Genomic DNA, 26,867 nt, shown 5'->3' with positions numbered 1-26,867 from the left:
TGATTCAAAATCCATATACATTCCCACGCGGGAGCGTGGGAACGAGTTAATCAACTCCAATCCCTTGCTAAAAACGGTTAATTGAACTATAGTTTGTACGTTACTTTGTACCGTTTGGGGTTCAATATGAGTCGTATTCATTTCGATCAAGATATTCAGCCGTTATCTGAATTTCGTGCAGGTGTAGCTTCTTACATCAAACAAATCAATGAGACTCGCCGTCCATTGGTCATCACACAGCATGGCAAAGGTGTAGCTGTTGTTCTCGATGTTGCAGAGTATGAAGCAATGCAAGAGAAGATCGAGTTACTGGAAGAAATGCGTACAGCTGAAGCTCAATTAGCTTCAGGCCTTGGTGTTTCAAATGATGATTCTCGTGCTCAAGTACTGGGGCGCATTAAGAAATGAAAGTAGTTTGGTCTCCACTAGCGCTTCAGAAATTAGGCGATGCAGCGGAATTTATTTCTTTGGATAATCCACCTGCGGCGGAAAAGTGGGTAAACGAAGTTTTTGACAAAACTGAACTACTTGGAAGTATGCCTGAAATGGGGCGCTTTGTTCCTGAACTGCCCAATACTAACTATCGTGAAATAATTTTTAATCACTATCGTATTATCTATAGCTTAAGCCATGAGATCCGCGTACTAACAGTTCGTAATTGTCGTCAAATGTTGTCGGAAGATGACGTGTAAAACTGTGTTATAACGAGTATGTCTTCAATCACTAAATTTTGGCGAGTTTTTTCATCCCACATCACGCTGTCTCTGAGCATCGAATTTAAGATCCCCACCATATTGCGTACTATGAGGCGTTGTAGCTCAAAGAACTGAGTCTATCGATGCACCTCTGTCGACTGGCACAACTGCATCCAAGCCTCGGCGGTGCGTGAGACATAGCGCTCGCCGTGCCAGACTAACCCGAGTTGCCATTCAATCGCTGGGCTTATCGGTTTCACTAGTAATAACTCACTGTCTTCCAAGCTGGCGCTGAGGCGCTGGCATAGAGGCGCGGGTAAAAACGCCACCCCCGCACCACTTTTCACCAAGGCGGCTAAAAAGTCCCACTGACTGCTACGCGCGGCAATGGTGGGCTGATAACCATGCTCTTCACAGCGGGCAATAATCCGATCGCTTAAGGTAAATTCGGCGCTATACAGATAAAACGGCTCGTCTTTCACTGCCTGCCACGTCAGGCTTTTTTTCGCGCGCCACGCCGCTTGATTAGGCAACACAGCATAAATGGGGTGAGTTTGTAGGGGTAAACTTTGCAAGCACTCAGGCTGGGTGTCGGTGAGCATGGTGATTGCCACATCAATCTCGCCATTGATCAGCGCTTGTTCGGTGCGCCGCCCACCGTATTCGACAATACTGAGCGCCACGTTTGGGTACCGTTGGCGGTACTCACGCAACACATTGGCATACAGCGGCCCTATCATCGGCGGCATTCCCAACCTAAGCTGGCCGCGCGCCAGTTGGTTAAGATCGTCCAGTTCGGTATTTAGCTGCTCGAACTCGGCAATAATACTCTGCGCGCGCTGATACACCACCTCACCAGCATCGGTTAACCAAAACCGCCTTCCCTCTCGGTGCAACAACGGCTGACCCACATCTTGCTCAAGGTTACGCACCATTTTACTGATTGTCGGTTGCGTCACATGCAACGACGCCGATGCGGCGGTAAAGCTCTGCTGTTCCACTAAGGCAACAAAATAGCGCAACGCACGAATATCCATAAACGGCCCTTAAAAGCTAATCGTTAACCATGCCATTTTGGCATAGTTGATGGCGAAAAAAGCAGAGGAACTGGCACTTATTACCATGCGTCACTTGGTTACACTTTTGGCAGCATGAAACAGCCTCTCATTAAGTCTCGCTCACCGCGTTTGATACCTGCTTCTTTTGCCAAGCTCTCCCATTTCGACACGGCTTGGGCGACTTGATGATAAATCTTGTCAGCTGTTTTCACATCGAGTTGAAAGTACTCTGCCACCTCAAACGCTAGGTCAATATCTAAAGCATTATCTTTGTCGTCAATATTTAAGTGCAGACCGTGGGCATGTTGTGTTGAATTGATGTCGTAAGCGGGTGACAGTCGCCAACCTGTCGTGTCAAAAATAAAGCCATGATTACGTAGGTGATCGTCACTATTGGCAACCATGATATTAAACAGTATACGCCTCCAAAGCTGTGCCAAGTCCGCCCGCGTATTAGAACCATTCTGGATAAGAAATTCCGCTAACTCTAAGTAGCTCGCTCCATCATCATTGCCATCGAAATATTCAAGCTGTGTCATTGCTGACGTAAATTGCAGTCTCCTGCCGTCATCGGTACGATCAAATCGCTTAGTCAGGAAAATATGGTGGTCTGAACCAATGGCCTGCACTTTACATTCAGCCATATTGATCCCAGAGTCCAAGGCCATTTGGTACACCAAGTATTCCCACAGGCCAATATCATAATCGTCATACCGACTTGGAAACTTTGCCAGCCATAAAGTACCATCGACATCTCTTACAGAAGCTTTCGGCCTAGCTCCGCCCAACGATGACCCTGGCGAGATAAGCATATTCAACCATTTGAGGTAGTCAGGATTATCAAAGTCGGGTTTGTTCTCGATGCCTTGCGCTGCATGTTCTAGCTCCGCGAGTGAAGTCATAGCCGGAGCCGCCAGATCGTCATTGTCGTCAAGAAAATTGCCACTATGCTCGGTGCAAAACCTTAAAGCGCCCATTCTAAAAGAGTCATGAACACCGAGGAGATAATCGGTTTCGTATAATGTGTTCGCTCTACGTCCCTCAATGCGGGCTATAACAGCCTCTCGACGTTGCATCAGCAAGCGCCCCCATCGATCAGGGCAAGAATCCAAGAATATCTTGAAGTTTTTGTCATCTTCAGCGTGCTGCTCGCCGCTATATAAATGAAGGCAAGGGTCGATTTGAGAAGCATACTTAGATTTAAGCCAGGCCTTGTCGTAGCAAAAGCTGAAATGCTCTTTACCACGGATTCGCGATGCTCTCAATGTCCCAATAAACAAGGGCGGCTCAGTTTCAATCCAATCAGCGTAGACAAAGATTTCCATTCGTTTGATGCCCTATCGTCTCGTTTTTAACAACTCGATATCTTGCAGCTTCCTACCAAGTTCATCATCGAGCGCGACTTTACCTAGATCGTCTAACAAACCGAGTACGGCTAGCACATTAACATAATGGCCTAACGACACTGTCGGATCGCCTTTTGTGATTTTTCGTAGTGTTGGTTTCGAGATCCCTGTGCGCTGATGCATTCTATCTTGACTGATCCCTCGACGTTTCATCGCCAATAAGATGTTTTCACCCAATTGATGCAATATTTTCATCTGCCGCGGGAACACAGTGGCACCGCGTTTGGGTGGCGCTTCCTTATCATACTTCATCATAATGATACTAAAACTCGATAAATATTAAATTTATGAAATTATAGTTTCATATCACAATGAAATCAAAGACAATCCGCTAGGACTCGATTTTGCCGAAGCCAACATGACGGACTTCCCATAAAATGAAACTATAAATTATTTTTATGAAAACATATGAAAATATAGTTTCACTTTTAGTGCTAGGCATGTATGACGAAAAACTGATTCCTCACGGGACTAGGTCGTCGCTAACGCAGCTTTATCGCTCAACAAATCATGCCATTTTGGCATAGTTTAAATAAAAAAAAGTCACTTTATTCACTCTCTGCCAAGACGTAAACTATGAGCCATCTCACAGATTCTTGGCACGCCTTCGATGCAATTGATTAAAAACGCCTTAATTACCTTACTGCAAGTCTTTGTCTTAGCAGGCATTTGGTTTTTGTCTGATTGGTTGGTCACAACCTTTGCTATTCCACTACCGGCCAACCTCACCGGTATGTTGCTGTTGTTAGGCGCATTAATGTTGAAAATTGTCCGTGCCGATTGGTTGCGCCGCGGGGCAGCGTGGCTGTTAGCCGAGATGTTGCTGTTTTTTGTGCCGGCGGTGGTGGCGGTGGTCAACTACCAAGATTTATTGCTGCAAGAAGGCGGTAAGATCATGGTTGTACTGATTTTAAGCACCGCGATGGTGATTGCGTCAACCGCTTGGGTGGTCGATAAAGTGTATCGTTTTGAGGTTAAAATGGCGCGCCGCCGCAGTAATCACCACCACACGCACCACCCTGATCTAAAACCGGAGTGCTAAGCCATGATGTCTGCCTTACCGACTTGGCTTCATGCCTCGTTATTGAGCGTCACTTGCTTTTTAATGACCCTTGGCTTCTATTACATGAGCAAATGGCTGTATCGCCGCCACCCCTCCATTCTGGTGATGCCATTGTTACTCGCGCCCTTGCTGATTGTCGCGGTGGTGGTTGGGTTTAAGATCCCGTATCAAGACTACATGGCGCAATCTTACTGGCTGCTTTGGCTGCTGGGCCCAGCGACCGTGGCGTTTGCGATCCCTGTGTATGATAACCGCGCGCTCATCCGCCGCCATTGGTTGTCGCTATCGATAGGCGTCACAGTGTCTGTGCTGGTCGCGATTACCAGTACTGTGGTGCTAGCACGGGTGTTTGAGCTGTCTGAACTGCTGCAACGCAGTTTGGCGATGCGCTCAATCACTACCCCTTTTGCCGTAGAAGCCACTAAAGCGATTGGCGGACAAAGCGATCTCACTGCGCTGTTTGTGGTTCTCACTGGGGTGATTGGCATGGCGATTGGTGAGAGTATTCTGACCGTGATTGCAATTCGCTCACGCTTAGGACGCGGCGCAAGTTTGGGCGCATCAGCACACGGAGCGGGCACTGCTAAAGCTTATCAAATAGGCCATGCCGAAGGGGTGGTGTCGAGTGTGGTGATGATGATTGCTGGCATGGTCACTGTGTTGCTTGCCCCTGTGTTGGGTCAGCTGCTTTGGTAGGTGATCGCTAAGGGCTTTTCTGCGCTACGTTATCTGTAACAACAGAAAAGTGGGAGAGGATGAAAGTTTCTGCTTGGCGCGCAGGTCTTGATTCTCACCAACTCTAATAACGAGGCAATAATGAAACAGCGTAAGTCAATGTGGCGAGTCATCGCGTTTACAGCGTTCAGTTTGCTATCGATAGCAAGTTATGCAGCGGTGAAAGATACCGCCACCACAGACCAAGGCTATCAAAAGGCGACCCTTGCTGGCGGCTGCTTTTGGTGTACTGAAGCTGATCTTGAAAAGCTCGACGGCGTGATTGATGTGGTGTCTGGCTACTCAGGCGGTGAGCTGGAAAATCCCACCTATAAAGAGGTCTCGTCCGGCACCAGTGGGCATATTGAGGTGATTGATGTCACCTATGACCCTAACGTCGTGGATTACGAACAGGTGCTGGATCAGTTTTTCCGTCATATCGATCCCACCGATGACCAAGGATCGTTCGTTGACCGTGGCCCGCAATATCGTCCCGCGATCTTTTATCGCTCTGAAACGCAAAAACAAATTGCTGCCGATTTTATGGCGGAAATTGACGCGTTAGGCGTGTTCAAAAAGCCGCTCAAAACCGAGTTGATCCCATTCGAGAAATTCTGGCCAGCAGAAAGTTACCATCAGGATTATTATAAAAACCACAGCGTGCGTTACAGCTATTATCGCTACGCATCGGGTCGTGATCAGTATCTGGACGAGATTTTTAGTGATGATCGCAAAGACAATCCGGTCACCTTGCGTGAGATGATTGATGCGCAAAAAGCGGAAGAGATGACATCAACGAACACCCGCTACTCGCGCCCCTCGGATGAGAAAATCCGCGCGATGTTGTCAGATATGGAATATGAAGTCACACAAGAAGACGGCACTGAGCCTGCGTTCCAAAACCCGTATTGGGACAACAAGCAAGCGGGAATTTATGTGGATATCGTTTCGGGTGAGCCGCTGTTCTCCTCCACCCATAAATACAAATCCGGTACCGGCTGGCCGAGCTTCACGCAGCCCATCGATAAGCAGTATGTGGTCACCAAACCGGATAACTCCCTGTTCTACACGCGCACCGAGGTCCGCAGCAAAGTCGCCGATTCGCACCTTGGCCATGTGTTTGAGGATGGTCCCGCACCCACCGGCTTGCGCTATTGCATGAACTCAGCCGCGATGCGCTTTGTACCGGTCGATAAAATGGCCGAGGCGGGTTATGAGGATTATCTTTATCTGTTTGAATAACGCAACCAGTGCGTGATTGGCTTGTAAACCTGCGGTAGAGTAAAGCTCTACCGCTTTTTTACGCGAGGCATTGGATGCACACGATATTGATCACTGGATTTGAACCCTTCGGCGGCGAGAGTGACAACCCGTCTTGGCAAGTGGCAAAAGCATTAGAAGGCTGGCAGCCTAATGAGGAGTGCATCGTTAAAGCCGTGCGGCTGCCCTGCACTTTTGAAGACAGCTTATCGACGTTACACAGCGCGTTGGAATCGCTCAGTCCGGTGATGGTGATTGCCCTTGGCCAAGCCGGTGGCCGCGCCGAGATAAGTTTTGAGAAGGTGGCGATCAATTATCAGGACGCGCCCATTCCCGACAACGCCGGTAAGCAGCCGCATGGTACGCCGGTGGTGTCATCTGGGCCCAATGCCTATTTTTCTACCTTGCCTCTCAACCGTTTAGTGAACGCGTTAAACGAAGCCCATCATCCTGCCAGTATTTCTTATACCGCCGGCACCTTTGTGTGTAATCACGTGTTTTATGGCTTGATGCATGCGCTGGCTCATCATACTGAGGTACGCGCCGGCTTTATTCATATTCCCTACAGCCCAGCACAAGCGTGCAAACACCGCGCCCCGAGCATGCCGGTGGCTGATGTGGTGGCAGCAATGAAGATAGCCATCGAGTTGAGTTTATTGGATGATGATGTCACCGCCGTGTGTGAAGGAATGTTGCACTAACGCGCGGTAGATGGCGCTCAGACGATGACGCTCAAACAAGGGCGCTTAGTAGGTGGAGCACAGTGGCGGATACCGTGCTCCTAACCTAATCGCTTAAAACAGCCACTCAGTGACGAGAGCGTTGTCAGTCAGCACGCTATCGAGAAAGGCAAACAAGTGCGCATTCATCGGTGCCGTATCAAAGGCACGAATGGAGGCAGGGTCTTGAATAAAGCGCTTGTTAGCGGCCTCGCCCTCTGGATAGGCGGCTTGCAGTAAGCCTTCAACCGCCAGCGACGTCAACTCAAGGTGGCATTGAAAGCCATACACCCGTGGTCCGTACTTCACGATCTGGCGCGGACAGCCTTCGCTGCTAGCCAATACACGACTATTGGGTGTCAGCCCCGGCATATCATTGTGCCAATGACCCACAATTTCTTGCGGCGCGAAGTGCGGAATGTGCTCGTCGATGTGGCCATCTTCGCTTAATTGGATGGGGAAGTAGCCAATCTCGGGTTCAGGACTTGCCTGATACGGCGCGCCCAAGGCTTCACCAATCAGTTGCGCGCCGAGGCAAATCCCTAATACCGCACTCCCTTGCTCGATACACTGCTTAATCAACGCTTGCTCGCGCTGACTATCAAAATGCGGACACTCTGACTGTGGCGTATCTGGACTTTGCGGCCCACCGAGTACCACCAGCAGATCAATGCCTTCACCGCTTTCTGGCAATGGCTCGCCCCGATACAAATGACTGGTGGTTACATGATAGGCTCGCTCGTCACACCAATCTAAAATGGCACCTGGGCCTTCAAACGCCTCGTGAATAACAAGATGGACGCGCATTCCTCACTCCTTGGGATTTGTTTTACGCACGATTGCGGCTAAGCATACTATATTGAGCGTCGGCCTCAAGCCTTGCCCACCTCGAGTGGCGGGCGCGCCACAAACGCTTGAGTCAGCAACTGAAACAGCTGCTCAGTTCCCGGCAGTTCATCTAGGTGCGCGGCTAATGGAGTATGCACCTCGGCCTCAATGCGATCGGCGTAACCACAAAGCTGATTACACAGCGATACAGGGGCAACAATATGTTGGCAATCCGCATCAATCAGCAAACACGCTTGCGCCAGCATCACCGTTTGTTTGGCATCGCCTGTGCCCGCACCTAAACGCAGGATACGCTGGGCAGTTCCCACCACTTTTTTGCCGTAAATATTGAGGTTGTAGTCACCATCACAATACGAACCGGGCGTGTCGCCCACCGTCGTTGCAATGCCTAACTGATGGAAAAAAGACTGTAAAATGGTGCAAAAATACTGGTAAGCCGTCTGGATATGATACGGCGTGTTAGCCGGCCACACCGTCAGATAAGACACGTTAATCATGCCGGGCAGTTGCGGCACCGGCGCGCCGCCAGTCCGTCGGCTTTGCACTTGCCACCCTAACGACGATAATGCGCGGCGTAATTCAGGCGTTTGGGGCCATTTTTGGCCCGCTGGCAGTACCAAGGTTTGCGCATCTGGCTGCCAAAGCAGTAATGCCTCATTGAGTTCGCCCTGCTCTACTCGGTGGATCAGCGCCTGCTCTTTCTCAAATGCAGATGCTACCGACAGCGAGGGATAGCGCAGAATCGTTTTTTGAGTCACCGTCATGCCCTCGCTGTCGTCTCGTTCACTAATTGCGCGATTAACCGAATAAACGCTGCCAAATGCTTGGGTTGCGTTTGTCGTGGTACTCTTCACGCAAGGCATCGATTTGGCGCATGCCTTGTTTTGCTTGGTCGAGGTCACCTTGGCTCAGCGCCGTCTCAATCTCATCCAGGGTCACCGCCAGTTTATCGAACCCTTCCATAAAGGTATCCGCTTTTTCTGGTGGGTAGCTGCCGGCTTTGGCTTGCGCGACCAAGGTTTCTAATTTCGCGACCGGTGCTTGCATGGCTTCAATGCTTTGTGCACTGGCGGCTTCTTTGAAGGTCATTTTCATTTCTTTCATGATCGGCTTAAGCTCAGAGGCTGAAACGTTCAACGACAGCAGCACCGCCATCGCCCCCGTGAGTATGACTTTCTTCATTTTTGCTCCATGTGATTGTTTTTTAGTAATAATAATGCGCCAGTATCTTACTCACTTCTCGGGGTATTGCCTAGCATAGAAGCGTAAAACAATGTAAAGCACTTACACATTCCGCATCCAGATGGTATGATTAATTGTAAATGATAATGATTTTAAGTTAGATAATATGAAACAGCCAAACTATCACCTCGCTCACGTTATCGATACCCAAACCGTCACACCCAATATGCAACGCTTGACCTTACAAAGCGACGCATTCGCGAACTTCCCCGCTGACTGTGAAGGCGGCTATATCAAGTTACTGTTTGATAAAGCGGGACGCACTGATCTCAGTAGCGTAGCTGAGGGCGAGCGCCCCGTGATGCGCACCTACACCATTCGCCGCTTTACGCCTGATCAGCAGCAAATTGAAGTGGATATGGTTCGCCACCAAATCGAACGAACCGACTGTGGCTTTGCCGCGCGCTGGGCGCTAAATGCCCAAGTGGGTGATACCATTAACATTGCCGGCCCTGGAACGATTGCGCCGATTAATCGCGACGCGGATTGGTTCTTTATGGTTGCCGACATGACCGCGTTGCCGGCACTATCAGCCAAGATCAAAACCCTACCTCGCGATGCCAAAGGCTATGCGGTGATCCAGCTCGATACCGCGGAAGATGCCCAACCACTCGACGCCCCCGCAGGCATGGAGATTATTTGGCTAACCACCCCGACATTGGCCGAAACGGTAAAAGCACAGCCTTGGTTAGCCGGGCAAGTGTCCGTGTGGTGTGCCTGTGAATTTGAAAGCATGCGCGCAATGCGCCAATATTTCCGCAATGACCATGACGTTGAGCGTGAATTTATCTACATCAGCAGCTATTGGAAAAATGGCGTGACCGAAGAAGGCCACAAGGTGATCAAGCGTGAAGATGCGGAGAGACAATGTTAAATCGAGACCCTCACCTTTAACTAAGGTCTTTTAAAAAGACTGGTAAAACACGCTACTTGTTCATTTTAGGCGTACTATCGTCATTTTTATCTTGATATAAAAATGCTTTAGGTGGCTTACCAACCAAAGACGTTACCATATAAGAAAACGCACTATGAGTCGCATAGCCCAGCTCTTGGGCTATGATACCCGTTGGCACTCTCATCGCCGCCATATCGATAGCCTTCGACAAAAGAGCTTGATGTTTCCACTGCCTAAACGTCATTTGTAATTCCTGTCTAAATAGCCTCGCAACCGTGCTCTCACTTGCGCCTACTTGACCCGCGAGGGCAGAAAGTGTTGTCGTTTGTAACGGTGACTGAAGAAATAAGTCGCATAAATGTCGCAACCGTTTATCTTCTGGCATAGGTAGGCCAAGAGCGACTTTTTTAGCTTGCCTCACTTCTGAGCTTATGAGTGTGCACATTGCACTGTATGTCTGCTCGCCGATCTTTTCGGTCGTCTGAGTTGCAATACGCTTGACTAATTCACTGAGCAAAGTACTGACCTGAAAACAGCGACAGACTCCCCACTCTTTACGCCATGTTTCGCCGTGAAAGTAACAATTAGTTTGGAACATATAGACAGAGAATATTTCTGCCTTTTCAAGTAATGAAGAGTCATGGGCAACACCAGGAGGGATCCAGACTGCATGTTGCGGCGGCACCAAGTACGCAACCTGCGGGGTTTTGACCTGCACGACGCCGGTATCAGAGAACACTATCTGTCCCCAGGGATGGTGATGGAGCGCGACTTCCGCACGCTCAACGACCTGTTTGGCGATAGCCCGGATCGGCGTTTGTTCATTCAAATTCAGATGCGTCATGGGCTCCATGGACGGATCACGGTGGATTGACTGATTCTCGATAGTTTTTGCCATATATGCGAAATTCACTCAGCTCCATTCCTAGTATAAATAGTTAACTCGACAATGTTGATATGGCGAGTCATCGAGCTCCAACCATGAAAGCAAAACACACTTTTCTATTATAAACAATTATATGAGTGAGACATGAGTCAGTTATCTATTTCAACTTCAGAGAATAAGACGAGCCCAAGGCGATACAGCACAACGACTGTTAGCAATGGAGGCTTAACATGAAAAACGCAAACAATAGTGAAAACACTATGTTCAGCAAAGCGCAGCGTTGGGTCATCGTCAGCTTGATCTTCGGGGTTTGTTTACCACTGATAGATGCCACGATTCTGGGGGTGGCCCTGCCGGACCTGTCCACCCGCCTCTCAGCGTCCGTCACCCAAATACAGTGGGTTTCTGTGCTGTATACCCTGGCTGCTGCCGTGACGGTGACGGTGTGTGCCTGGGCAACCCGGCAGTGGGGAGCGAAAGCATTCTGGATCACCGGACTGGTGGTTTTCACTGTAGGCTCTGGATTGTGTTCAGTCTCGCCAACAATCAACTGGCTGCTGGTGAGCCGCGCTGTACAGGGAGTCGGGGCCGGGATCCTAATGACCGTGATGCAAACCGTTTTGGTCCAAACCGTGGGTAAACCATTGCTGAAAACAGCGATGGCGACGATGGCGATACCGACAGTCCTGGCCCCGATCGCCGGGCCGCTTCTGGCGGGGTACCTCCTTCATAGTGGCGACTGGAGAATGATTTTCTATATCAACCTGCCAATTGGATTGGTGGGCATTGTGCTGGGTTGGGTGATGATTACTAATGATGACGTTCAGCAAGTGCGGCAGCCTAGCGACGCGCCCTCACAGGCGAACAACCGGTTTGACGGACTTGGATTTATGTTACTCGCGCCGGCACTGGTCTTGTTGATGTACAGCCTGTCGTCTTTGTCTGATCTCGGCCACCAGGGAGGGGGGCATTGGCTTGAAACTGGAGGAGCATCTTTTATCGGTGCCAGTTTGTTGCTCCTGTTTGTGCGGCATACACGAAAACGAAGCCAGCAGCCGCTCATCCGGTTAAAAGTTTTTAGCGTGGGATCCTTTAGTGCCTCAATGGGTTTGCTATTTCTCTCGAGTATCAGTTTTTACGGTGGGCTATTTGCGCTGCCCCTGATGTTTATTCAGGGATTTGGACACAGTGAATGGCTGGCCAGTGTGTGGGTCGGCGCGCATGGCCTTGGGGCGTTGGTTTCCCGTCCCCACCTAAAAAACCTGTGTGAGCGACTTGGCGTCGGGAATACCACGTTGCTGGGCTGCAGCCTTGCTGTTATGGGAACCGTGCCGTTTCTATGGCCGGGCATTCAGGGAAGCGATCCCCTCATCGCGTTGACCATGGTTCTACGTGGTGCAGGCATTGGGTTGTTGACCTTATTGGGGATGTCGCATGCTTATCATGACTTGGAGCCAACACAAACCCCGGATGCCAGTGCGTTATCACGGCTCCTAACCTTGCTGGGTGCCTCTGTCGGACCGGCGATGGTCGCGATACTGTATGTGCAGGGCGCACACTCGGCATCATTTCAACCGGTACTGATGGGATTAACCCTAGTCACGTTATTATGTGCAATACCATCAGTACGGCTCATGAAAGAGGAACTAAAAACCAAAGCTACATCATAAACTGCCACACGCCAATCATTATGGTTGAGGCTCATACCTCAACCATAAGTCAGTACACTCTAAGGCAAGCTATTGTTCATCCTGCTTGTCGAGCAAGTCGAAGAAGAAGGCATATTCCAATGCATCTTCTTTAATCCGCTTAAAGCGCCCCGATGCGCCGCCGTGGCCGGCTTCCATGTCGGTTTTAAACACCAGCGTATGGTTGTCGGTTTTGAGCTCACGCAGTTTCGCGACCCATTTCATTGGCTCAAAGTACTGCACTTGTGAGTCATGCAAGCCTGTGGTGACCAACAAGTTGGGGTAGTCTTGCGCGCTGACATTGTCGTACGGTGAATAACTGAGCATGTACTCATAGTAGGTTTTGTCATTCGGGTTACCCCACTCGTCATACTCGTTGGTGGTCAGTGGAATCGACTCATCCAGCATGGTGGTAACGATATCCACAAACGGCACATGCGCCGCCACCCCTAAATACAACTCTGGCGCTTGGTTGATGATCGCCCCCATTAACAAGCCACCGGCTGAGCCGCCGACCGCAAACACCTTGTCTTTATCGCCGTAGCCTTGCGCAGTCAGCGCTTTGGTCACATCAATAAAGTCGTTAAAGGTATTCTTTTTGGTAAGCTTTTTACCATCGTCATACCAAGGACGACCTAGCATTTCAGAGCCGCGAATATGGGCAATCGCAAACACAAAACCGCGATCCAACAAGCTTAAACGCGTGGTAGAGAAAGTGGGCTCCATAGTGGCGCCGTAGGAGCCGTAACCGTATTGATAGAGCGGATTGGTACCATCTTTTTTGAAGCGGTCTTTACGATACACCAAAGACACAGGGACTTTCGCACCATCACGTGCGGTGATCATCACACGCTCTGACTGGTAGTTGTCCGGATTGAAATCGCCCAGCACTTGGTTTTGTTTGAGCATTTCACGCTCGCCCGACGCCAAGTCAAACTCGTAATAGGTGCCCGGTGTGGTCAAGCTGGTGTAATACACACGCACCGCAGAATTGTCCATTTCCGCATTGCCGGTCAGGTAGGACGCATAAGCTGAGTCGTTAAACGTAAGCTGATATTCCTCCCCAGTGGTGAGGTTACGCACCGTGGTACGCGGCAAGCCATTTTCGCGCTGCTCGTACACCAAGTGGTTGTCGAACAAGGTGAAATCAACCAACTGCACTTTATCATTGGGCGCGATCACATCTTGCCATTGGCTGCGATCGTCACGCTCGCTTTGATGAACCTTCATCAAGCGGAAGTTCACCGCTTGGTAGTTGGTATAGATGTAATACCACTCACCACGCTTCGCCACGTCATATTCTATGCCGGTTTCTCGCGGATAAAACGCTTGAGCGGTGGCATTCGGATCATTGGCATCCACGAGCGATACGCCGCTGGTTTCAGTGCTAGAGTGCCAAATAAAGATTTGCTCACCGTCTTTGCTTTTGCTCAAGCCGGTGTAGTAGCTGGTATCCGTTTCTTCGTAAATTAAATCATCAGCGGATTGCGGCGTGCCCAGACGGTGGCGATAAACCTGATACCCCAGCAAGGTTTGCGGATCTTTTTTGATGTAGTAGAAGGCTTGGTTGTCGTTCTGCCACACAATACTGCTCGAGGCGCCTTCAATTTTATCATCGAGATACTCACCGGTGGTGAGGTCTTTGACTTGAATGGTATAAACGCGGCGGCTGAGGGTATCTTCCCCATAGGCTAATAGGTTTTCGTTTGGGCTGACGCTCAGTTGGCCAATGCTGTAAAACTCATGCCCTTTCGCGAGCGCGTTAACATCCAAAATCACCGTTTTGTCGGTGCCGGCAAAGTCTTTCGCACGCACGTAAGTGCGGTATTCATTCTCGCCTTCCACTTCGCTGGAATAGAAATAACTGCCTTTTTTGACGGGAACCGAGGCATCGTCTTTGACGATACGCCCTTTTATTTCATCGAATAGTTTGGCCTGCATTGGCTCAGTGTGCGCGAGCACCTGATCGGCATAGGCGTTTTCTTGATTAAGATGAGCGATCACATCGGGATCTTGGCGTGCATCATCACGCATCCAATAGTAGTTATCCACGCGCGTGTCGCCGTGAATGGTCATTTCATGAGGGATTTTTTTCGCGACAGGCGCACTCAGTTCGCCTGGGCTGGAAGCTTTCACGTGTGACTCTCCTTGAAAACTGCACCCTGAGAGCAAAGACACCGCCAGTGCTCCGGTGAGTAAAATGTGTCGGGACATACTTTTCCTTCAGGTTTATTTAGCCATAACAGTAATTTAACAAACAAGCATCTCTTTACTGACCTGAGGGCATCAAGCAAGTTCCAATAAACAATCTTCTTTTTATCGTTCGTAAAATGACTCTCATTCTAATGCGTCCGGGGTACAAACATCATTGTTTTTAGCTTTAAACGGCAAATTACCGTGTTTTAGCCGTGTGGGGTTAAATCATCGACACACTTCGTAGACGTAAAGAATGGCCGCTCGCAACAGCATTACGCCGGCACGAGCATCATTGCCGATTGGGCGGCGACATCAATGCCCTGCTCGCTCGAGACCGTGACGCCCGTTAGCATATCGCGCCAATCATTTTCCAGCGTCACTGAGAGTGATTGCGGCTCCAGGGATTTATTTAACACCAATATGCCTGCCTCTCCCCGTTGAATCACCAACCAGTCATCGGTCGCCTCCAAGACACGCATGGGCTCACCATGGGTCAAATTATGGAAGGCGATCATTTGCACCATCTTTGGATCTTTCCACGCATTTTGCCAGCGTGGTTGGCCGTCTCCCCCTTTGATACCACTGGTATCAAGATCGGTATAAATCAGTGGCACGCCACCATCACGCCCCAAGATATACGCGTAAGCCAGCCACTCGCTCGCTTCGTCCATCACCAAATCCAAGAAAACCTCATTGTTGGGAATGTCATGGGTAATGGCAAACGTGATTGCACGCCCTTTCGATAAGGCTTGGCCGAAGCAATAAGGGTCAATCAATGATTTGAGGCTGCCTTGGTTGGAAAACGCCTGATAAAGCGTTGAGAACAGCGGAAAGTCGTAGGCACCTAAACATGTTTCTTGTAAATAGGGAGCCAGAAAGAGTTCATATTCTTCTTTGCTTGCGCCACCGTCGGTGATGATTTCACCAAAAATATGCGCATCATGGGTAATATCATCGGTCCACACGCGTTTGAGGTGTTCTAAGGTCATATGCTTGGCCGCATCAATCCGAAACCCTTTGACACCAATTGCTTTCAACGCCTTAAGGTAAGCACGTTGCTGCGCGATCACATGATCACACACTCGCAGTGTTGGTAACCCTGGATCGCTGGGCCCACCGCTAATACGCCCGTTTTGTACTTGCCAGGTGTCCTTCCAATCTTGTATGCCAAACGCATCAACGAAGTCCTGCTCAGTAAACAGTGGCTGAGATAAATCACCGAACAATGTCAGTTCGCGATAGCGCTCTTCATGTGCTTGATAGGTTGCCATCACCGTTTGGCTGGGATAATTCAAGTCAGTGCGAGCGTGCGCTTCATTGGCCATATGATTGAAAACCACATCGACGTACGTAAACACACCAACATGGTTTAACGCTGCCACCATGGCTTTGAAATCCGTTGTGTTTCCGAGCGCATTTTCAATGACACGATAATCTTGCGGCTGGTACCTAAGCCACCAACGTTCATCTTGCTCGCTTTTCATCGGAGGGGACACCAGCACCGAGCCATATCCTAACGCCCTAATCTCCGCCGCGCGCCGGGCAATATCCGCGTACTTCCAATCAAAAGCATGCAAGATAACGTTGGCTCTTGATGATTGGGTCTCTTGTAAACCGTTCATATCTTCCTTATCGCGTTCGCGCATCACCGTGTTTCCGTTGTAGATGGGCTTATTCAATGATCAAAATTATAAACGCTATATACGTGCCGCCCTCCTCCTTTGTCCGCTTGTGTAAGGATGATAAGTAAGGCGTAGTGGGTGTCTAGCTAAGGGGCAGGCACGCTCGTCACCCAGTGTACCGGACTTCATAGCGGTTAGGGGAAAGCAGCGTTGGGCCTTCAAGTGGGTTAGCTACCCGCTTTGGCTAAGGAATAGAGCGTAGGGGGAACACTTTGAACGTGTTTTTTCCTCCATGCTTAGCCTGATAAAGCGCATCATCAGCTTGGGCTAACAAGCAATCAATATCGAGCGCTTCGGTGGTGGTGGTCATCCCGATGCTGGCAGAGAGGGTCATTTCAAGCGCTGAGCCGCTGTTTTGAACCGCGCGGAGCAGTTCTGCCGATAACTGTTGCGCACTAGCACTATCACAGTAAGGCACCACGACCGCAAACTCTTCTCCCCCCAAGCGTCCGACAATCCCATTATCATCAACGACTTGCTCAAAAGTCTCAGCACAATGTATCAGTACTTTGTCGCCGACCGAGTGGCCAAATGAGTCATTGATGGCTTTAAAGTCATCCAAATCAATCATCAACACACTGATTGGAAAAGCGGCGGTCTCAACACGCCGTTTCGCTCTCGCCAAAAAGGCGCGGCGATTAAACAGTCCGGTTAAGCTATCTCGAGTCGCTTCGCGTTGGAGCTTCTCGTGCACGCGCTCCAGCTTATACAGAAAGATAATCAGGGTGTTAATCACGCTATAGGCGATGCCCGATAGAATCAGCCCTGCTTGTATTAGCGAGGTGCCCAGCAGTTGCGTAAATAGATCAGGATAGAGATGGGCAAATATCGCTCTGCCGACATAAGCAGCACTGAATCCCCCCATCACCATCATCAGCCAACGCTTTAAACGCTGGCCGCCGGTGTTCGTACTACTCACAATGGTTTGTGTCATCAGCCATAACTGCATACTGACGATCAAGCTCGCGTAAACCACGCGACTCCCGATGTCATCAAGGTGCGATGCCATAAATATCACGGACAGGATAACAGGTAGCATCAACTGCCAACGCGGTACGTCGCGCGCAAAAATTTGTCCCAGCGCCCAATGGCTAAACGAAAAGGCCACTATCACGCAAGCATTATAAAAAACGATCCCGATGTAAGGATGAAGGTGCGGGCGGGCAAATAAGAATAGGTTGCTAAAACCATGGATAAACAGGGACACCGCCCACCCATTGATACCAGGTTCTTTACGATTTTGTACCAACAAAAAACCCGCTAGCAGCCATTGGATTGCAGTCAGCGTAATGAGCAGTGTCGGTGCATCAAGTTTAAACATCAGCGATACGTTAATTAGGGCGCACTTCGATTTTACCACTTTATCCGTGGCCGTTTACCGGTAATCAATGTGCGCGGCTTCAATTTATGGCGATTAATCTTTATGACAGTTTCGGCGTGCTTGCGCTATTCACCGATCGTGAGCGATAGGATTAGTTGCGATACAAGACTTTAATGATATGCCAGCCGAATTTGGTTTTTATCGGCCCAAGCGGGCGCAATAACTCGCCACTGAAAACGGCTTTATCGAAAGGCGGTGCCATGTCACCGCGGCGAAATTCGCCTAGATCACCGCCTCGCTTACCCGACGGGCATTGCGAGTGCTTCTTCGCGAGCGTTTGAAAATTTGCCCCTTTTTTAAGCTGATCAAGCAAAGAGGTTGCTTGCGACTTATCCTTCAACAGTATATGAAGGGCTGCTGCTTTCTTGGCCATCGAGCTATCTCATCAAATTAAAGCCGCTCAGTATACCGGATTTCTGTTACTGGATAACAGCCATAATAAGGCGACCACAATCGATGCAGAGGGAGTGAGTCTAGGCGAGGGGGACGTTGCGCGAAAAGCCGGCGAAAATTCATTAGGGGTGGAAGGATAAAATAGATAAAAATCCCCCTTTCCGGCCTTTTCGCTGCCAGCTCTATTCAGTTCCGTCATAACCAAGTGCGTTTAATTTCTTTCCGCCACCATGGCTAAAAAATCTCTTAAAACGCTGATTTGATCGCATTTTGATGCAAAAAAACAGATTGGAGAAAGCAGCGTTTATCATCACAAAAAGCATCAAAAAGAGATCTAAGTCACACTGCTGGCACATTGATATTCATCTGACTTTAATATTTACACCTCTGATGGTTAAGCTGTCTGTATTATCTGCTATTTGTTTAAAAACATCGGCAGATGCTTTTACGGGTATAGGAGAGACAGGCACGTACTGCCACCTCACTCGATGAGAAACAGATCTCAATCACACTCTCGTTAACCACGAGTGAAAGCTAATCCACATATCGGAGGGACATGATGTCCATTTACAGCCACCTTAAGCAATTGACTGCAATTTCATGCGTTGCCGCCGCACTAGGCTTCTCAGCCATGGCCAATGCCGACACTTGGCGTTATGCCCACGAGGAGTACGAAGGTGACGTGCAAGACGTCTATGCACACAAGTTCAAGGAGTATATTGAGGACAACTCTGAGCATACGCTGCAGATTTATCGTTTCGGTGAACTCGGCGAATCCGACGACATCATGGAACAAACGCAGGCAGGTATCCTTCAGTTTGTTAACCAATCACCTGGCTTTACCGGTTCGTTGATCCCAGAAGCACAAATCTTTTTTATCCCTTACCTGATGCCGACGGATATGGAAACCGTGATTGAGTTCTTCCGTCAGAGTAAAGCGGTGAATGAAGACTTCCCAGAGTTGTATGAAGAGCAAGGTCTTGAGCTGCTCAAAATGTATCCTGAAGGCGAGATGGTGATGACGGCGGACGAGCCTGTGACTGAGCCTGCCGATCTTCAAGGTAAGAAAATTCGCGTCATGACTAACCCACTGCTTTCATCGACGTATGAAGCCTTTGGTGCAACGCCAACGCCATTGCCATGGGGTGAAGTATACGGTGCACTCCAAACCAATATGATTCAAGGTCAAGAAAACCCAATTTTCTGGATTGAGTCAGGCGGTTTGTATGAAGTATCACCTAACCTAATCTTTACGCACCACGGCTGGTTTACCACCGCCTCAATGGCAAATAAGGACTTCTTTGACGGCTTGTCGTCCGACGAGCAAGCGATGATCCGCGATGCCGCTGACTATGCATTTAACCAAACCGTTGAACACATCCGCGGCTTGGCTGATGAATCACTCGAGAAAATCAAATCGTCGAGTGATGAAGTCACTGTGACTCGCTTGACTGATGCGCAAATCGAGAAGTTTAAAGCACGTGCGCCACAGGTAGAGGAAACCTTCTACGAAATGACTGGCGAAAGCGGCAAAGCCCTTCTTAACCAGTTTAAGAAAGACTTGGACGCTGTTACTAACTAGTCGCTAATCACTCAGGCACCGTGTCACACGGTGCCTGTTTTACCTGAGGAATGCGTAATGACCGATTCCGACTCTCTCACGTACCACTCCGAGCTTCCTGGCCTTCTTGGCAAATTGGATACCCTGATTTGTAAAATCGAATCCTTCATGTTGGCCGCTGGTGTGCTCCTAATGGCCCTGAATACCTGTGTTAACGTTATTGCACGCTTTGGTTTTGGGCAGGGCTTGTTTTTTTCTGGCGAAATCAATCGTATTTTAATTGTTTTAATCACCTTTGCAGGGATTGGCTACGCGGCGAGACATGGTCGCCACATTCGTATGTCTGCTCTGTATGACACCCTGCCTTTCAAAGGCAGAAAAATCTTAATGACAAGCATCGCGCTGATCACAGGCCTTATCATGCTGGTGTTGGCGTATTTTTCTTATCAATACATTGTCTCCGTTTATGACCGCGGTCGTATCTTGCCAGCACTTGGCTTCGAGATTTGGTGGATTTATATCTGGGTACCACTGGGCTTTATCGTCACCGGCATTCAGTACGGGTTGACTGTCTATAAAAATCTCACCTCGCCCGATGTTTACCTCTCCGCTGGCGTCCTCGATGGTTACGCTGAGACAGAAAGTGAAGTTTAAATAGGCACCTACCACTATGGCCATGACGTTAATGTTCATCATGATTGTCTTGCTTGTGCTTGGCTTTCCAATGATGGTCCCTTTGATTACTGCCGCGCTAACCGGTTTTTACATGATGTTTGGCGGCGTGGGTCAAATGGACACGTTTATTCAGCAAGTGCTGGGAGGCATCCGCCCTGCCTCACTGATTGCTGTTCCTATGTTTATTCTCGCCGCCGACATTATGACGCGGGGGCAATCCGCCAACCGATTGATTGATATGGTCATGACCTTTATTGGTCATATTCGCGGCGGGTTGGCGATCAGTACCGCCACCTCGTGTACCCTGTTTGGTGCCGTGTCTGGCTCAACACAGGCAACCGTGGTGGCCGTTGGCTCGGCATTGCGTCCAAAGCTGCTTCGAGCCGGTTATAGCGACTCTTTTTCGCTCGCGTTAATCATCAACTCCAGTGATATCGCCTTTTTGATTCCTCCCAGCATCGGGATGATCATTTACGGGGTGATCTCAGAAACCTCTATCGCCGAACTGTTTATCGCTGGGATCGGCCCTGGATTGATGATCCTGACCTTTTTCTCGCTCTACTGCTTGTATTACGCCACTGTCCACAAAGTGCCGACTGAGCCTAAAGCGAGCTGGAGTGAGCGGATTACCGCCACCCGAAAAGCCTTGTGGCCACTGATGTTCCCACTGATCATCGTCGGCGGGATTTATGGCGGTGTCTTTAGTCCCACAGAAGCGGCCGCGGTGTGTGTGCTTTATGCGATGATCTTGGAATTTGGTGTCTTTCGCTCACTTAGCAGCAAAGATGTGTTCACCATCGCACGCTCAACAGGCTTAATTACGGCTGTAGTCTTTATTCTGGTGGGCGTGGGCAACGGTTTTTCTTGGATCATTTCTTTCGCGCAAATCCCGCAAACTATTCTCGAGGCAGTCGGGATAAGTGAAATGGGTCCGATGGGCGTGCTGGCCTCTATTTCCATTGCCTTTTTTGTCGCCTGTATGTTCGTTGATCCGATTGTGGTGATCCTGGTGCTCACGCCTATATTTGCACCTGCGATAGAAGCCACTAGTCTTGATCCTGTGCACGTCGGGATTGTGATCACCTTGCAAGTGGCGATCGGCTCAGCAACGCCTCCGTTTGGCTGTGATATTTTCACCGCTATTGCGATTTTCAAAAAACCCTATTGGGAAGTTATCCGAGGAACGGGGCCATTTATCGCCATGCTGCTTCTATCAGCCGCGCTGTTGGTGATGTTCCCGCAGATTGCGTTATTCCTACGTGATATCGCGTTTGGGTAACTAAACAACAGGAGTAATTGGATGTTTAAACGAATATTGGTTGCCGTCGATGGCTCATATTCTGCGTTAAATGCGTTAGATAAAGCGATTGAGTTGCAACAACTCACTCATGCTGAACTTTACTTATTGTGTGTGTTTAAACATCACAGTTTGTTTGAGGCGTCACTATCGATGGTTCGCCCCGATCGGTTGCAAATCCCAGATCAGACCCTGAGCGAGTACGCGCGCAACATCGTTGAGCAAGCCAAACAACATGCGCTAGAGAACGGTGGCGAGAGTGTGCGCGGGTTTGTCAAAGGCGGGCGCCCGTCCAAAACCATTATTAAGTTTGCGAAAAACAAAGAGGTAGATTTGATTGTGATGGGTGCGCATGGCACCCACTCAGACAAAGACGGGATGTTTCTTGGCAGTGTCTCCCATCGTGTGGCGGGGCGGGCACATTGCCCTACGATGGTAGTTTAACCGCCTGTGATGGCGTTTTTCACACGTTGTCGTTCACACCCAGTCATCACAATAAGAAAAAGGCCAGCATCGAAAGATGCTGGCCTTTTTTTTCAATATTTCCAGCGCTTTTATTGCATGTGGAAATAATGACTATTCAGTACCAGGTGGACACCGATAGAGGCCAAGTAACCGAGCATAATCACCGGTGCCCATTTTAGGTGGCCAAAAAAGGTGTATTTGCCGTGGGCTTGCCCCATCAGCGCGACACCGGCCGCAGAGCCAAGGGACAACAAGCTCCCCCCCACACCCGCTGTTAACGTCACCAATAGCCAGTTACCGTGGGACATCTCAGGGCTCATGGTTAATACCGCAAACATGACCGGAATGTTATCCACGACCGCAGATAAAACCCCTACCAGTGTATTCGCCCAAATAGGATTCCACTCGAGATACATCACATTCGAGACTAACGATAAGTACCCAATCAAGCTAAGGCCGCCAACACACATCACTACCCCGTAGAAGAAGAGTAAGGTGTCCCACTCGGCGTGGGAAATGCGGCGGAAGACATCAAAGGGTACCACTGACCCCAGTCGACGCAATGCCGCTTCGTCATTCTTCGCCTCAGCGATAGCACGTTTACGCGCTAACGATCGCGGAAGCGTGCGGCGCAGATAAAAACCAAAAAACTGCAGATAAGCCAACCCCATCATCATCCCCATCACCGGCGGGAAATGGATAAAACCATGGAAAGCAACCGCCGTAGCGATAGTGAGCAAGAACAAGACCATGATGCGGCGCGCGCCCCGCTTTAGCTCAACATGCTCTTGCATCACATCCGGCTGCGTCCGCGGGATAAAGAGCGACATGATAAAGGCAGGGATCACGTAGTTGACCACAGACGGAATAAACAAAGCGCCGAATTCGGCAAAGGTGACTTTGCCCGCCTGCCATACCATCAAGGTGGTGATATCGCCGAAGGGGCTAAACGCACCGCCGGCGTTTGCCGCCACAACAATGTTGATACAAGCCAGATTAATAAACCGAGGGTTATCACCACCAATTTTGAGCACAATGGTACACATTAACAGTGCAGTGGTAAGGTTATCCGCCACTGGCGAGATAAAGAACGATAGGATCCCAGTAATCCAAAACAGGCTTCTCAAATCGTAGCCTTTACTCAAAATCCACGCTTTCAAGCCATCGAATAAACGCCGTTCTTCCATCGCCGAGATGTAGGTCATGGCCACCAACAAGAACAGCAATAGCTCGGCATACTCCAACAGATTGTGCTCTAGCGCGGCATGCGCCGGTGCCATATTGCCCCATTGCGAGTAGGCAAAACCAATGAGCAGCCAAATCAAGCCCGCCGCCAGCAAAACAGGCTTCGATTTTCGCAAATGAAGCTTTTCCTCTAGCATCACTAAGCTGTAGGCAACCGCAAAAATTGCCAAAGACGCATAGCCCACCCAGGACTGAGTTAAATCCAGCCCTTGTCCTGTTGTAGCGGCAAAAGCCGTTGGCGATACCATCGCCAACGCCGCAACCAAACGCTTCATCCTTGAGCCTCCAAATGTTGTTTCCTTACTTCTGATATGACAATTAAGTCGTGTTAATCAGCCTGTTTCCGACTGTTTATTGACCGACCACCCACCATAGAGACACATCGCGTCGCCTCGGCGCAGTGACACCTTTCTCACCATTAAAAGACAGTTTAAAAAGCGTGCTCTGTGGCAATCGTGCAATGTATCAATTATTTATTTTGCACGGATAGAACACCACAGAACAAAAACGAACATAATATTAACAAATATGGCGTTAACGTCTATTACTAAGCACGTTTCAACCGTAAAAAAGAGGTGACATGGGTTACTGTCAAGATTAATAATATCAACTTACTCGTTGGTAATCGCTGTCATAGTCGGCAAAAATCGACTAGATTTAAACAAAAAGTGAATGATTTTAGTCATCCTCATTGAAAAAACCAAAAAATAACACTTAAACAACATCGCAAACGCATCATTGCTATCTTGCTGGGATGCACAGTTCAAAGAAGGGAGTCACTATGAAAGCATCTAAACTCGCGGCCGTTATCTGCGCGGCTGCGTTGTCAGTGGGAACGACCACTTCCACCCTGGCTGAAACGGCGCGTGTCGCCGTCTCTCAGATTGTGGAGCACCCTGCGCTTGACGCCGCCCGCAATGGTCTATTGGATGGCCTGATTGCCAAAGGTTATACTCAGGGCGAGAATCTCGATTTTAAATATCAAACGGCGCAAGGTAACCCCGCGATTGCGGTACAAATTGCTCGCCAGTATGTCGGCGAACAGCCGGATGTCCTTGTCGGGATTGCGACCCCCTCTGCACAAGCGCTCGCGGCCGCTACCCGCGATGTACCAGTGATTTTCACCGCCGTGACCGATCCTGTCGGCGCAAAGCTGGTCAAAAACATGGATGCCCCCAGCGGCAATGTGACAGGTCTTTCTGATCTTTCCCCTGTGGCACAACACGTCGCACTGGCCAAAGAACTTTTACCCAACCTTTCCTCTATTGGCGTGGTGTATAACCCAGGCGAAGCAAACGCCGTCACCTTAGTTGAGCTGCTAAAAGAAGTCGCTGAGCAACATGGGATTAAAGTGATCGAAGGGACAGCACTAAAAAGTGCTGACGTCCAGTCAGCCGCACAGGTCGTGGCGACACAGTCTGATGTGATTTATGCCCCAACAGACAACACAGTCGCTAGCGCTATTGATGGCTTAGTCGCCGCTGCTAACGCAGCAGACACACCAGTTATCGGTGGCTCGACGTCTTATATTCCCAACGGCGCAGTAGCGGCATTAGGCTTTGATTACTACTCGGTTGGGGTACAAACCGCAGATTATGTTGCCGCGGTGTTGGAAGGCAAACCGATTTCATCATTGCCAGCCAAAGTGGCGGAAGGATCAGACCTTGCTGTCAATCGCGCAGCGGCTAAGAAACTCGGCCTTGAGGTGCCTGCTTCTCTCTTAGATCGCGCCTCACGCATCGTAGACTAGTTTGTATCAGTCTTGGAGTAGTAAATGACTGCAATTGCGTTCTTCGGCACCTTAGAGGTTGGGCTGATCTATGGCTTGGTCGCTCTCGGGGTCTATCTGACATTCCGTGTTTTGGATTTTCCCGATCTGACCGTTGACGGCAGCTTCCCAATGGGCGCTGCCGTGGCAGCAACCATGATCGTTGCCGGCTATAACCCATGGTTAGCAACGGCCGTGGCCATTTTGGCCGGTGGATTGACAGGGCTCGTCACCGCCTTTTTGACCGTAAAATGCGGCATCCTCAATTTGCTCTCGAGTATTTTGACCATGATTGCCGCTTTCTCTATCAACATCCGCATCATGGGGCGCCCCAATATCGCCTTACTCGGGGAAGAAACCATCCTCACACCATTTGAATCACTGGGGATTGCTCCAGCGTATCTTCGCCCCTTAGTGGTGGGTGTCTTGGTGATTATTAGTGGCCTCCTCGTGATCCGCTTATTAGCCAGTGATTTCGGCCTTGGGCTACGCGCCACTGGCGTCAATGCACGCATGGTAAAGGCGCAAGGTGGAAGTACCGCGATGTATACCTACTTTGGCCTGGCGTTATCCAACGCCTTTGTCGGCTTTGCCGGGGCGTTATTTGCACAAACCAATAGCTTTGCTGATGTCACCTCTGGCGTCGGCACCATTGTGGTGGGGCTCGCCGCGGTGATATTGGGACAAACGCTGATCCCTGGGCGTAAAGTCTGGGTGGCCGTTATCGCGGTTATTTTAGGCTCTATCCTCTATCGTCTCGCCGTCGCATTCGCCTTATCGAGTGGTATGTTTGGCTTACAAGCCTCTGATCTCAACTTGGTGACCGCGATACTGGTTGCCGTCGCATTGATTGCACCCAAAATGCGCCAGCAATATCAAAAGTCGAAACGTGCCAAGCAGGCGGAGGTGTCAGGATGATCACGCTTAACAACATTCAAGTCACCTTTAATCCTGGGACCGTGCTGGAGAACCGCGCGTTACGAGGCGTTAATCTCACGATTCCTGAAAAAGAGTTCGTCACCATTATTGGCTCCAATGGCGCGGGGAAATCAACTTTGCTCGGGGCAGTGACGGGGGAAACCCCGATGATTGGTGGTCAGGTTATGATTGACGACATCGATGTGACGAAAAAAGCCGTTCACCAACGAGCCACCCTCGCCGCTCGGGTGTTTCAAGATCCACTTGCAGGCACCTGTGCCTCATTAACCATTGAAGAAAACTTAGCCCTGGCCTTTCGGCGCGGAAAAGGGCGTGGCTGGACACGTGCGCTGGGCAGTAAACGGCGTCAATTATTCCAAGAGCGCATTGCGATTTTGGGGTTAGGGCTAGAAGATAGGCTCGGTGACAGCATCGGCCTGCTTTCAGGAGGCCAACGCCAGGCGGTCAGTTTGGTGATGGCCACTCTATCAGACAGTAAGCTCTTATTGCTTGATGAACATACTGCCGCCCTGGATCCACGTATGGCGGCGTTCGTGATTGATTTGACCAAAACCATCGTCAATGAGTTTAACCTCACGGCGATGATGGTCACTCACTCAATGAAAGATGCCTTGGCCTGTGGCGATCGCACCGTGATGTTACACCAAGGCAATATCGTCCTCGACGTACACGGGGATGAACGCAAGAATATGGATGTCCCACATCTCCTGGAAATGTTCAACAAAGTGCGTGGCGAAACCCTTGCCGACGACAGCTTGCTGCTCGGCTGACACAGTCTTTCACTTCAAGG

At 49.8% G+C, this 26,867-nt stretch carries 26 protein-coding genes and 1 pseudogene; 15 read left to right on the top strand and 12 right to left on the bottom strand.

Annotation, left to right across the window (positions count from 1 at the left end; all coding sequences use genetic code 11):
* Window positions 1–126 precede the first annotated feature (126 nt).
* Window positions 127–408 carry a type II toxin-antitoxin system Phd/YefM family antitoxin gene (locus tag C7A19_RS13550; RefSeq protein WP_077608498.1) on the top strand — a complete coding sequence of 94 codons (282 nt, stop codon included), beginning with the start codon at window positions 127–129 and terminating at the stop codon, window positions 406–408.
* On the top strand, window positions 405–692 hold the full coding sequence (locus C7A19_RS13545; RefSeq protein ID WP_077608499.1) for a type II toxin-antitoxin system RelE/ParE family toxin: 288 nt from the start codon (window positions 405–407) through the stop codon (window positions 690–692). Before C7A19_RS13550 ends, C7A19_RS13545 begins: the two co-directional genes overlap by 4 nt.
* 140 nt (window positions 693–832) lie before the next feature.
* Here C7A19_RS13545 and C7A19_RS13540 read toward each other — a convergent pair whose 3' ends face one another.
* From C7A19_RS13540 to C7A19_RS13530, 3 genes are all read right to left on the bottom strand, one after another.
* Window positions 833–1,732, bottom strand: a complete 900-nt coding sequence (locus C7A19_RS13540) for a LysR family transcriptional regulator (RefSeq protein WP_116645119.1) — start codon at window positions 1,730–1,732, stop codon at window positions 833–835.
* A gap of 98 nt (window positions 1,733–1,830) precedes the next feature.
* Window positions 1,831–3,078 (bottom strand): HipA domain-containing protein, encoded by a 1,248-nt coding sequence (locus C7A19_RS13535; RefSeq protein WP_116645118.1) that lies wholly within the window; start codon window positions 3,076–3,078, stop codon window positions 1,831–1,833.
* 12 nt (window positions 3,079–3,090) lie between these two features.
* A complete protein-coding gene (locus C7A19_RS13530; RefSeq protein WP_051503382.1) occupies window positions 3,091–3,354 on the bottom strand; it encodes a helix-turn-helix transcriptional regulator in 264 nt (87 codons plus the stop codon).
* A 415-nt stretch (window positions 3,355–3,769) separates the two neighbouring features.
* Here C7A19_RS13530 and C7A19_RS13525 point away from each other — a divergent pair, with 415 nt between their 5' ends.
* From C7A19_RS13525 to pcp, 4 genes and pseudogenes are all read left to right on the top strand, one after another.
* Window positions 3,770–4,201 (top strand): CidA/LrgA family protein, encoded by a 432-nt coding sequence (locus C7A19_RS13525; protein WP_116645117.1) that lies wholly within the window; start codon window positions 3,770–3,772, stop codon window positions 4,199–4,201.
* Window positions 4,202–4,207: 6 nt separating this feature from the next.
* Window positions 4,208–4,918 (top strand): LrgB family protein, encoded by a 711-nt coding sequence (locus C7A19_RS13520; RefSeq protein WP_077651596.1) that lies wholly within the window; start codon window positions 4,208–4,210, stop codon window positions 4,916–4,918.
* 228 nt (window positions 4,919–5,146) lie between these two features.
* Window positions 5,147–6,178 (top strand): annotated as a pseudogene (gene msrB / locus C7A19_RS13515) (peptide-methionine (R)-S-oxide reductase MsrB); the annotation flags it as partial.
* 74 nt (window positions 6,179–6,252) lie between these two features.
* Complete coding sequence (gene pcp / locus C7A19_RS13510) at window positions 6,253–6,897, top strand: pyroglutamyl-peptidase I (protein ID WP_116645115.1); 645 nt, start codon at window positions 6,253–6,255, stop codon at window positions 6,895–6,897.
* 93 nt (window positions 6,898–6,990) lie between these two features.
* Here the strand turns inward: pcp and C7A19_RS13505 are convergent, their stop codons facing one another.
* The 3 genes from C7A19_RS13505 to C7A19_RS13495 form a co-directional block, all read right to left on the bottom strand.
* Complete coding sequence (locus C7A19_RS13505) at window positions 6,991–7,722, bottom strand: gamma-glutamyl-gamma-aminobutyrate hydrolase family protein (protein ID WP_116645114.1); 732 nt, start codon at window positions 7,720–7,722, stop codon at window positions 6,991–6,993.
* Between the two features lie 65 nt (window positions 7,723–7,787).
* A complete protein-coding gene (locus tag C7A19_RS13500; protein ID WP_077521772.1) occupies window positions 7,788–8,528 on the bottom strand; it encodes a lipoate--protein ligase in 741 nt (246 codons plus the stop codon).
* A 34-nt stretch (window positions 8,529–8,562) separates the two neighbouring features.
* Window positions 8,563–8,946 (bottom strand): cytochrome b562, encoded by a 384-nt coding sequence (locus tag C7A19_RS13495; protein ID WP_077521770.1) that lies wholly within the window; start codon window positions 8,944–8,946, stop codon window positions 8,563–8,565.
* A 166-nt stretch (window positions 8,947–9,112) separates the two neighbouring features.
* Between C7A19_RS13495 and C7A19_RS13490 the strand changes: the two genes are divergently transcribed.
* Complete coding sequence (locus C7A19_RS13490) at window positions 9,113–9,880, top strand: siderophore-interacting protein (RefSeq protein WP_077521768.1); 768 nt, start codon at window positions 9,113–9,115, stop codon at window positions 9,878–9,880.
* 52 nt (window positions 9,881–9,932) lie between these two features.
* On the opposite strand, the gene C7A19_RS13485 is transcribed toward C7A19_RS13490, so the two are convergent.
* Window positions 9,933–10,745, bottom strand: a complete 813-nt coding sequence (locus C7A19_RS13485; RefSeq protein ID WP_158020541.1) for a helix-turn-helix transcriptional regulator — start codon at window positions 10,743–10,745, stop codon at window positions 9,933–9,935.
* A gap of 272 nt (window positions 10,746–11,017) precedes the next feature.
* On the opposite strand from C7A19_RS13485, the gene C7A19_RS13480 reads away from it, so the two are divergent.
* Window positions 11,018–12,457, top strand: coding sequence for an MFS transporter (locus C7A19_RS13480; RefSeq protein WP_116645113.1), 1,440 nt, complete (start codon window positions 11,018–11,020; stop codon window positions 12,455–12,457).
* 69 nt (window positions 12,458–12,526) lie between these two features.
* Here C7A19_RS13480 and C7A19_RS13475 read toward each other — a convergent pair whose 3' ends face one another.
* From C7A19_RS13475 to ppiC, 4 genes are all read right to left on the bottom strand, one after another.
* A complete protein-coding gene (locus C7A19_RS13475; RefSeq protein ID WP_116645112.1) occupies window positions 12,527–14,689 on the bottom strand; it encodes a S9 family peptidase in 2,163 nt (720 codons plus the stop codon).
* A gap of 254 nt (window positions 14,690–14,943) precedes the next feature.
* A complete protein-coding gene (locus C7A19_RS13470; RefSeq protein ID WP_116645121.1) occupies window positions 14,944–16,293 on the bottom strand; it encodes an alpha-amylase family protein in 1,350 nt (449 codons plus the stop codon).
* 244 nt (window positions 16,294–16,537) lie between these two features.
* The gene (locus tag C7A19_RS13465; RefSeq protein ID WP_116645111.1) at window positions 16,538–17,674 is read right to left on the bottom strand and encodes a GGDEF domain-containing protein; all 1,137 of its coding nucleotides are present in this window, start codon (window positions 17,672–17,674) and stop codon (window positions 16,538–16,540) included.
* Between the two features lie 151 nt (window positions 17,675–17,825).
* On the bottom strand, window positions 17,826–18,107 hold the full coding sequence (gene ppiC, locus C7A19_RS13460) for a peptidylprolyl isomerase PpiC (protein WP_116645110.1): 282 nt from the start codon (window positions 18,105–18,107) through the stop codon (window positions 17,826–17,828).
* Between the two features lie 576 nt (window positions 18,108–18,683).
* On the opposite strand from ppiC, the gene dctP reads away from it, so the two are divergent.
* The 4 genes from dctP to C7A19_RS13440 are packed head-to-tail and all read left to right on the top strand — an operon-like array spanning window position 18,684 to window position 22,104.
* Complete coding sequence (gene dctP / locus C7A19_RS13455; protein ID WP_198533047.1) at window positions 18,684–19,709, top strand: TRAP transporter substrate-binding protein DctP; 1,026 nt, start codon at window positions 18,684–18,686, stop codon at window positions 19,707–19,709.
* A gap of 57 nt (window positions 19,710–19,766) precedes the next feature.
* On the top strand, window positions 19,767–20,342 hold the full coding sequence (locus C7A19_RS13450) for a TRAP transporter small permease (protein WP_069362868.1): 576 nt from the start codon (window positions 19,767–19,769) through the stop codon (window positions 20,340–20,342).
* Window positions 20,343–20,358: 16 nt separating this feature from the next.
* Window positions 20,359–21,642, top strand: coding sequence for a TRAP transporter large permease (locus C7A19_RS13445; protein WP_069362867.1), 1,284 nt, complete (start codon window positions 20,359–20,361; stop codon window positions 21,640–21,642).
* Between the two features lie 21 nt (window positions 21,643–21,663).
* The gene (locus C7A19_RS13440) at window positions 21,664–22,104 is read left to right on the top strand and encodes a universal stress protein (RefSeq protein WP_069362866.1); all 441 of its coding nucleotides are present in this window, start codon (window positions 21,664–21,666) and stop codon (window positions 22,102–22,104) included.
* Between the two features lie 110 nt (window positions 22,105–22,214).
* On the opposite strand, the gene nhaD is transcribed toward C7A19_RS13440, so the two are convergent.
* On the bottom strand, window positions 22,215–23,645 hold the full coding sequence (gene nhaD, locus C7A19_RS13435) for a sodium:proton antiporter NhaD (RefSeq protein ID WP_069362865.1): 1,431 nt from the start codon (window positions 23,643–23,645) through the stop codon (window positions 22,215–22,217).
* 506 nt (window positions 23,646–24,151) lie between these two features.
* Here nhaD and C7A19_RS13430 point away from each other — a divergent pair.
* The 3 genes from C7A19_RS13430 to C7A19_RS13420 are packed head-to-tail and all read left to right on the top strand — an operon-like array spanning window position 24,152 to window position 26,847.
* Window positions 24,152–25,120, top strand: a complete 969-nt coding sequence (locus C7A19_RS13430; RefSeq protein WP_077651574.1) for an ABC transporter substrate-binding protein — start codon at window positions 24,152–24,154, stop codon at window positions 25,118–25,120.
* Window positions 25,121–25,144: 24 nt separating this feature from the next.
* On the top strand, window positions 25,145–26,056 hold the full coding sequence (locus tag C7A19_RS13425; RefSeq protein WP_116645109.1) for an ABC transporter permease: 912 nt from the start codon (window positions 25,145–25,147) through the stop codon (window positions 26,054–26,056).
* Window positions 26,053–26,847: an ABC transporter ATP-binding protein gene (locus tag C7A19_RS13420; RefSeq protein WP_069362862.1), complete on the top strand. Its 795-nt coding sequence runs from the start codon at window positions 26,053–26,055 to the stop codon at window positions 26,845–26,847. Before C7A19_RS13425 ends, C7A19_RS13420 begins: the two co-directional genes overlap by 4 nt.
* The last annotated feature ends 20 nt before the right edge of the window (window positions 26,848–26,867 follow it).

Origin of the sequence: Salinivibrio sp. HTSP (assembly GCF_003390965.1) — a bacterium.
GTDB classification, from domain to species: Bacteria; Pseudomonadota; Gammaproteobacteria; order Enterobacterales; family Vibrionaceae; genus Salinivibrio; species Salinivibrio kushneri.
This window is presented reverse-complemented; position numbering and strand designations above follow the sequence as displayed.

Coding starts and splice junctions, on each gene's coding strand:
- C7A19_RS13500 (WP_077521772.1), bottom strand. CDS start 8,528: ATGACGGTGACTCAAAAAACGATTCTGCGCTATCCCTCGCTGTCGGTA.
- C7A19_RS13520 (WP_077651596.1), top strand. CDS start 4,208: ATGTCTGCCTTACCGACTTGGCTTCATGCCTCGTTATTGAGCGTCACT.
- C7A19_RS13525 (WP_116645117.1), top strand. CDS start 3,770: ATGCAATTGATTAAAAACGCCTTAATTACCTTACTGCAAGTCTTTGTC.
- C7A19_RS13440 (WP_069362866.1), top strand. CDS start 21,664: ATGTTTAAACGAATATTGGTTGCCGTCGATGGCTCATATTCTGCGTTA.
- dctP (WP_198533047.1), top strand. CDS start 18,684: ATGATGTCCATTTACAGCCACCTTAAGCAATTGACTGCAATTTCATGC.
- C7A19_RS13535 (WP_116645118.1), bottom strand. CDS start 3,078: ATGGAAATCTTTGTCTACGCTGATTGGATTGAAACTGAGCCGCCCTTG.
- C7A19_RS13430 (WP_077651574.1), top strand. CDS start 24,152: ATGAAAGCATCTAAACTCGCGGCCGTTATCTGCGCGGCTGCGTTGTCA.
- C7A19_RS13425 (WP_116645109.1), top strand. CDS start 25,145: ATGACTGCAATTGCGTTCTTCGGCACCTTAGAGGTTGGGCTGATCTAT.
- C7A19_RS13530 (WP_051503382.1), bottom strand. CDS start 3,354: ATGAAAATATTGCATCAATTGGGTGAAAACATCTTATTGGCGATGAAA.
- C7A19_RS13475 (WP_116645112.1), bottom strand. CDS start 14,689: ATGTCCCGACACATTTTACTCACCGGAGCACTGGCGGTGTCTTTGCTC.
- C7A19_RS13445 (WP_069362867.1), top strand. CDS start 20,359: ATGGCCATGACGTTAATGTTCATCATGATTGTCTTGCTTGTGCTTGGC.
- C7A19_RS13480 (WP_116645113.1), top strand. CDS start 11,018: ATGAAAAACGCAAACAATAGTGAAAACACTATGTTCAGCAAAGCGCAG.
- ppiC (WP_116645110.1), bottom strand. CDS start 18,107: ATGGCCAAGAAAGCAGCAGCCCTTCATATACTGTTGAAGGATAAGTCG.
- pcp (WP_116645115.1), top strand. CDS start 6,253: ATGCACACGATATTGATCACTGGATTTGAACCCTTCGGCGGCGAGAGT.
- C7A19_RS13420 (WP_069362862.1), top strand. CDS start 26,053: ATGATCACGCTTAACAACATTCAAGTCACCTTTAATCCTGGGACCGTG.
- C7A19_RS13550 (WP_077608498.1), top strand. CDS start 127: ATGAGTCGTATTCATTTCGATCAAGATATTCAGCCGTTATCTGAATTT.
- C7A19_RS13485 (WP_158020541.1), bottom strand. CDS start 10,745: ATGACGCATCTGAATTTGAATGAACAAACGCCGATCCGGGCTATCGCC.
- C7A19_RS13490 (WP_077521768.1), top strand. CDS start 9,113: ATGAAACAGCCAAACTATCACCTCGCTCACGTTATCGATACCCAAACC.
- C7A19_RS13545 (WP_077608499.1), top strand. CDS start 405: ATGAAAGTAGTTTGGTCTCCACTAGCGCTTCAGAAATTAGGCGATGCA.
- C7A19_RS13465 (WP_116645111.1), bottom strand. CDS start 17,674: ATGTTTAAACTTGATGCACCGACACTGCTCATTACGCTGACTGCAATC.
- C7A19_RS13505 (WP_116645114.1), bottom strand. CDS start 7,722: ATGCGCGTCCATCTTGTTATTCACGAGGCGTTTGAAGGCCCAGGTGCC.
- C7A19_RS13540 (WP_116645119.1), bottom strand. CDS start 1,732: ATGGATATTCGTGCGTTGCGCTATTTTGTTGCCTTAGTGGAACAGCAG.
- C7A19_RS13495 (WP_077521770.1), bottom strand. CDS start 8,946: ATGAAGAAAGTCATACTCACGGGGGCGATGGCGGTGCTGCTGTCGTTG.
- C7A19_RS13470 (WP_116645121.1), bottom strand. CDS start 16,293: ATGAACGGTTTACAAGAGACCCAATCATCAAGAGCCAACGTTATCTTG.
- C7A19_RS13450 (WP_069362868.1), top strand. CDS start 19,767: ATGACCGATTCCGACTCTCTCACGTACCACTCCGAGCTTCCTGGCCTT.
- nhaD (WP_069362865.1), bottom strand. CDS start 23,645: ATGAAGCGTTTGGTTGCGGCGTTGGCGATGGTATCGCCAACGGCTTTT.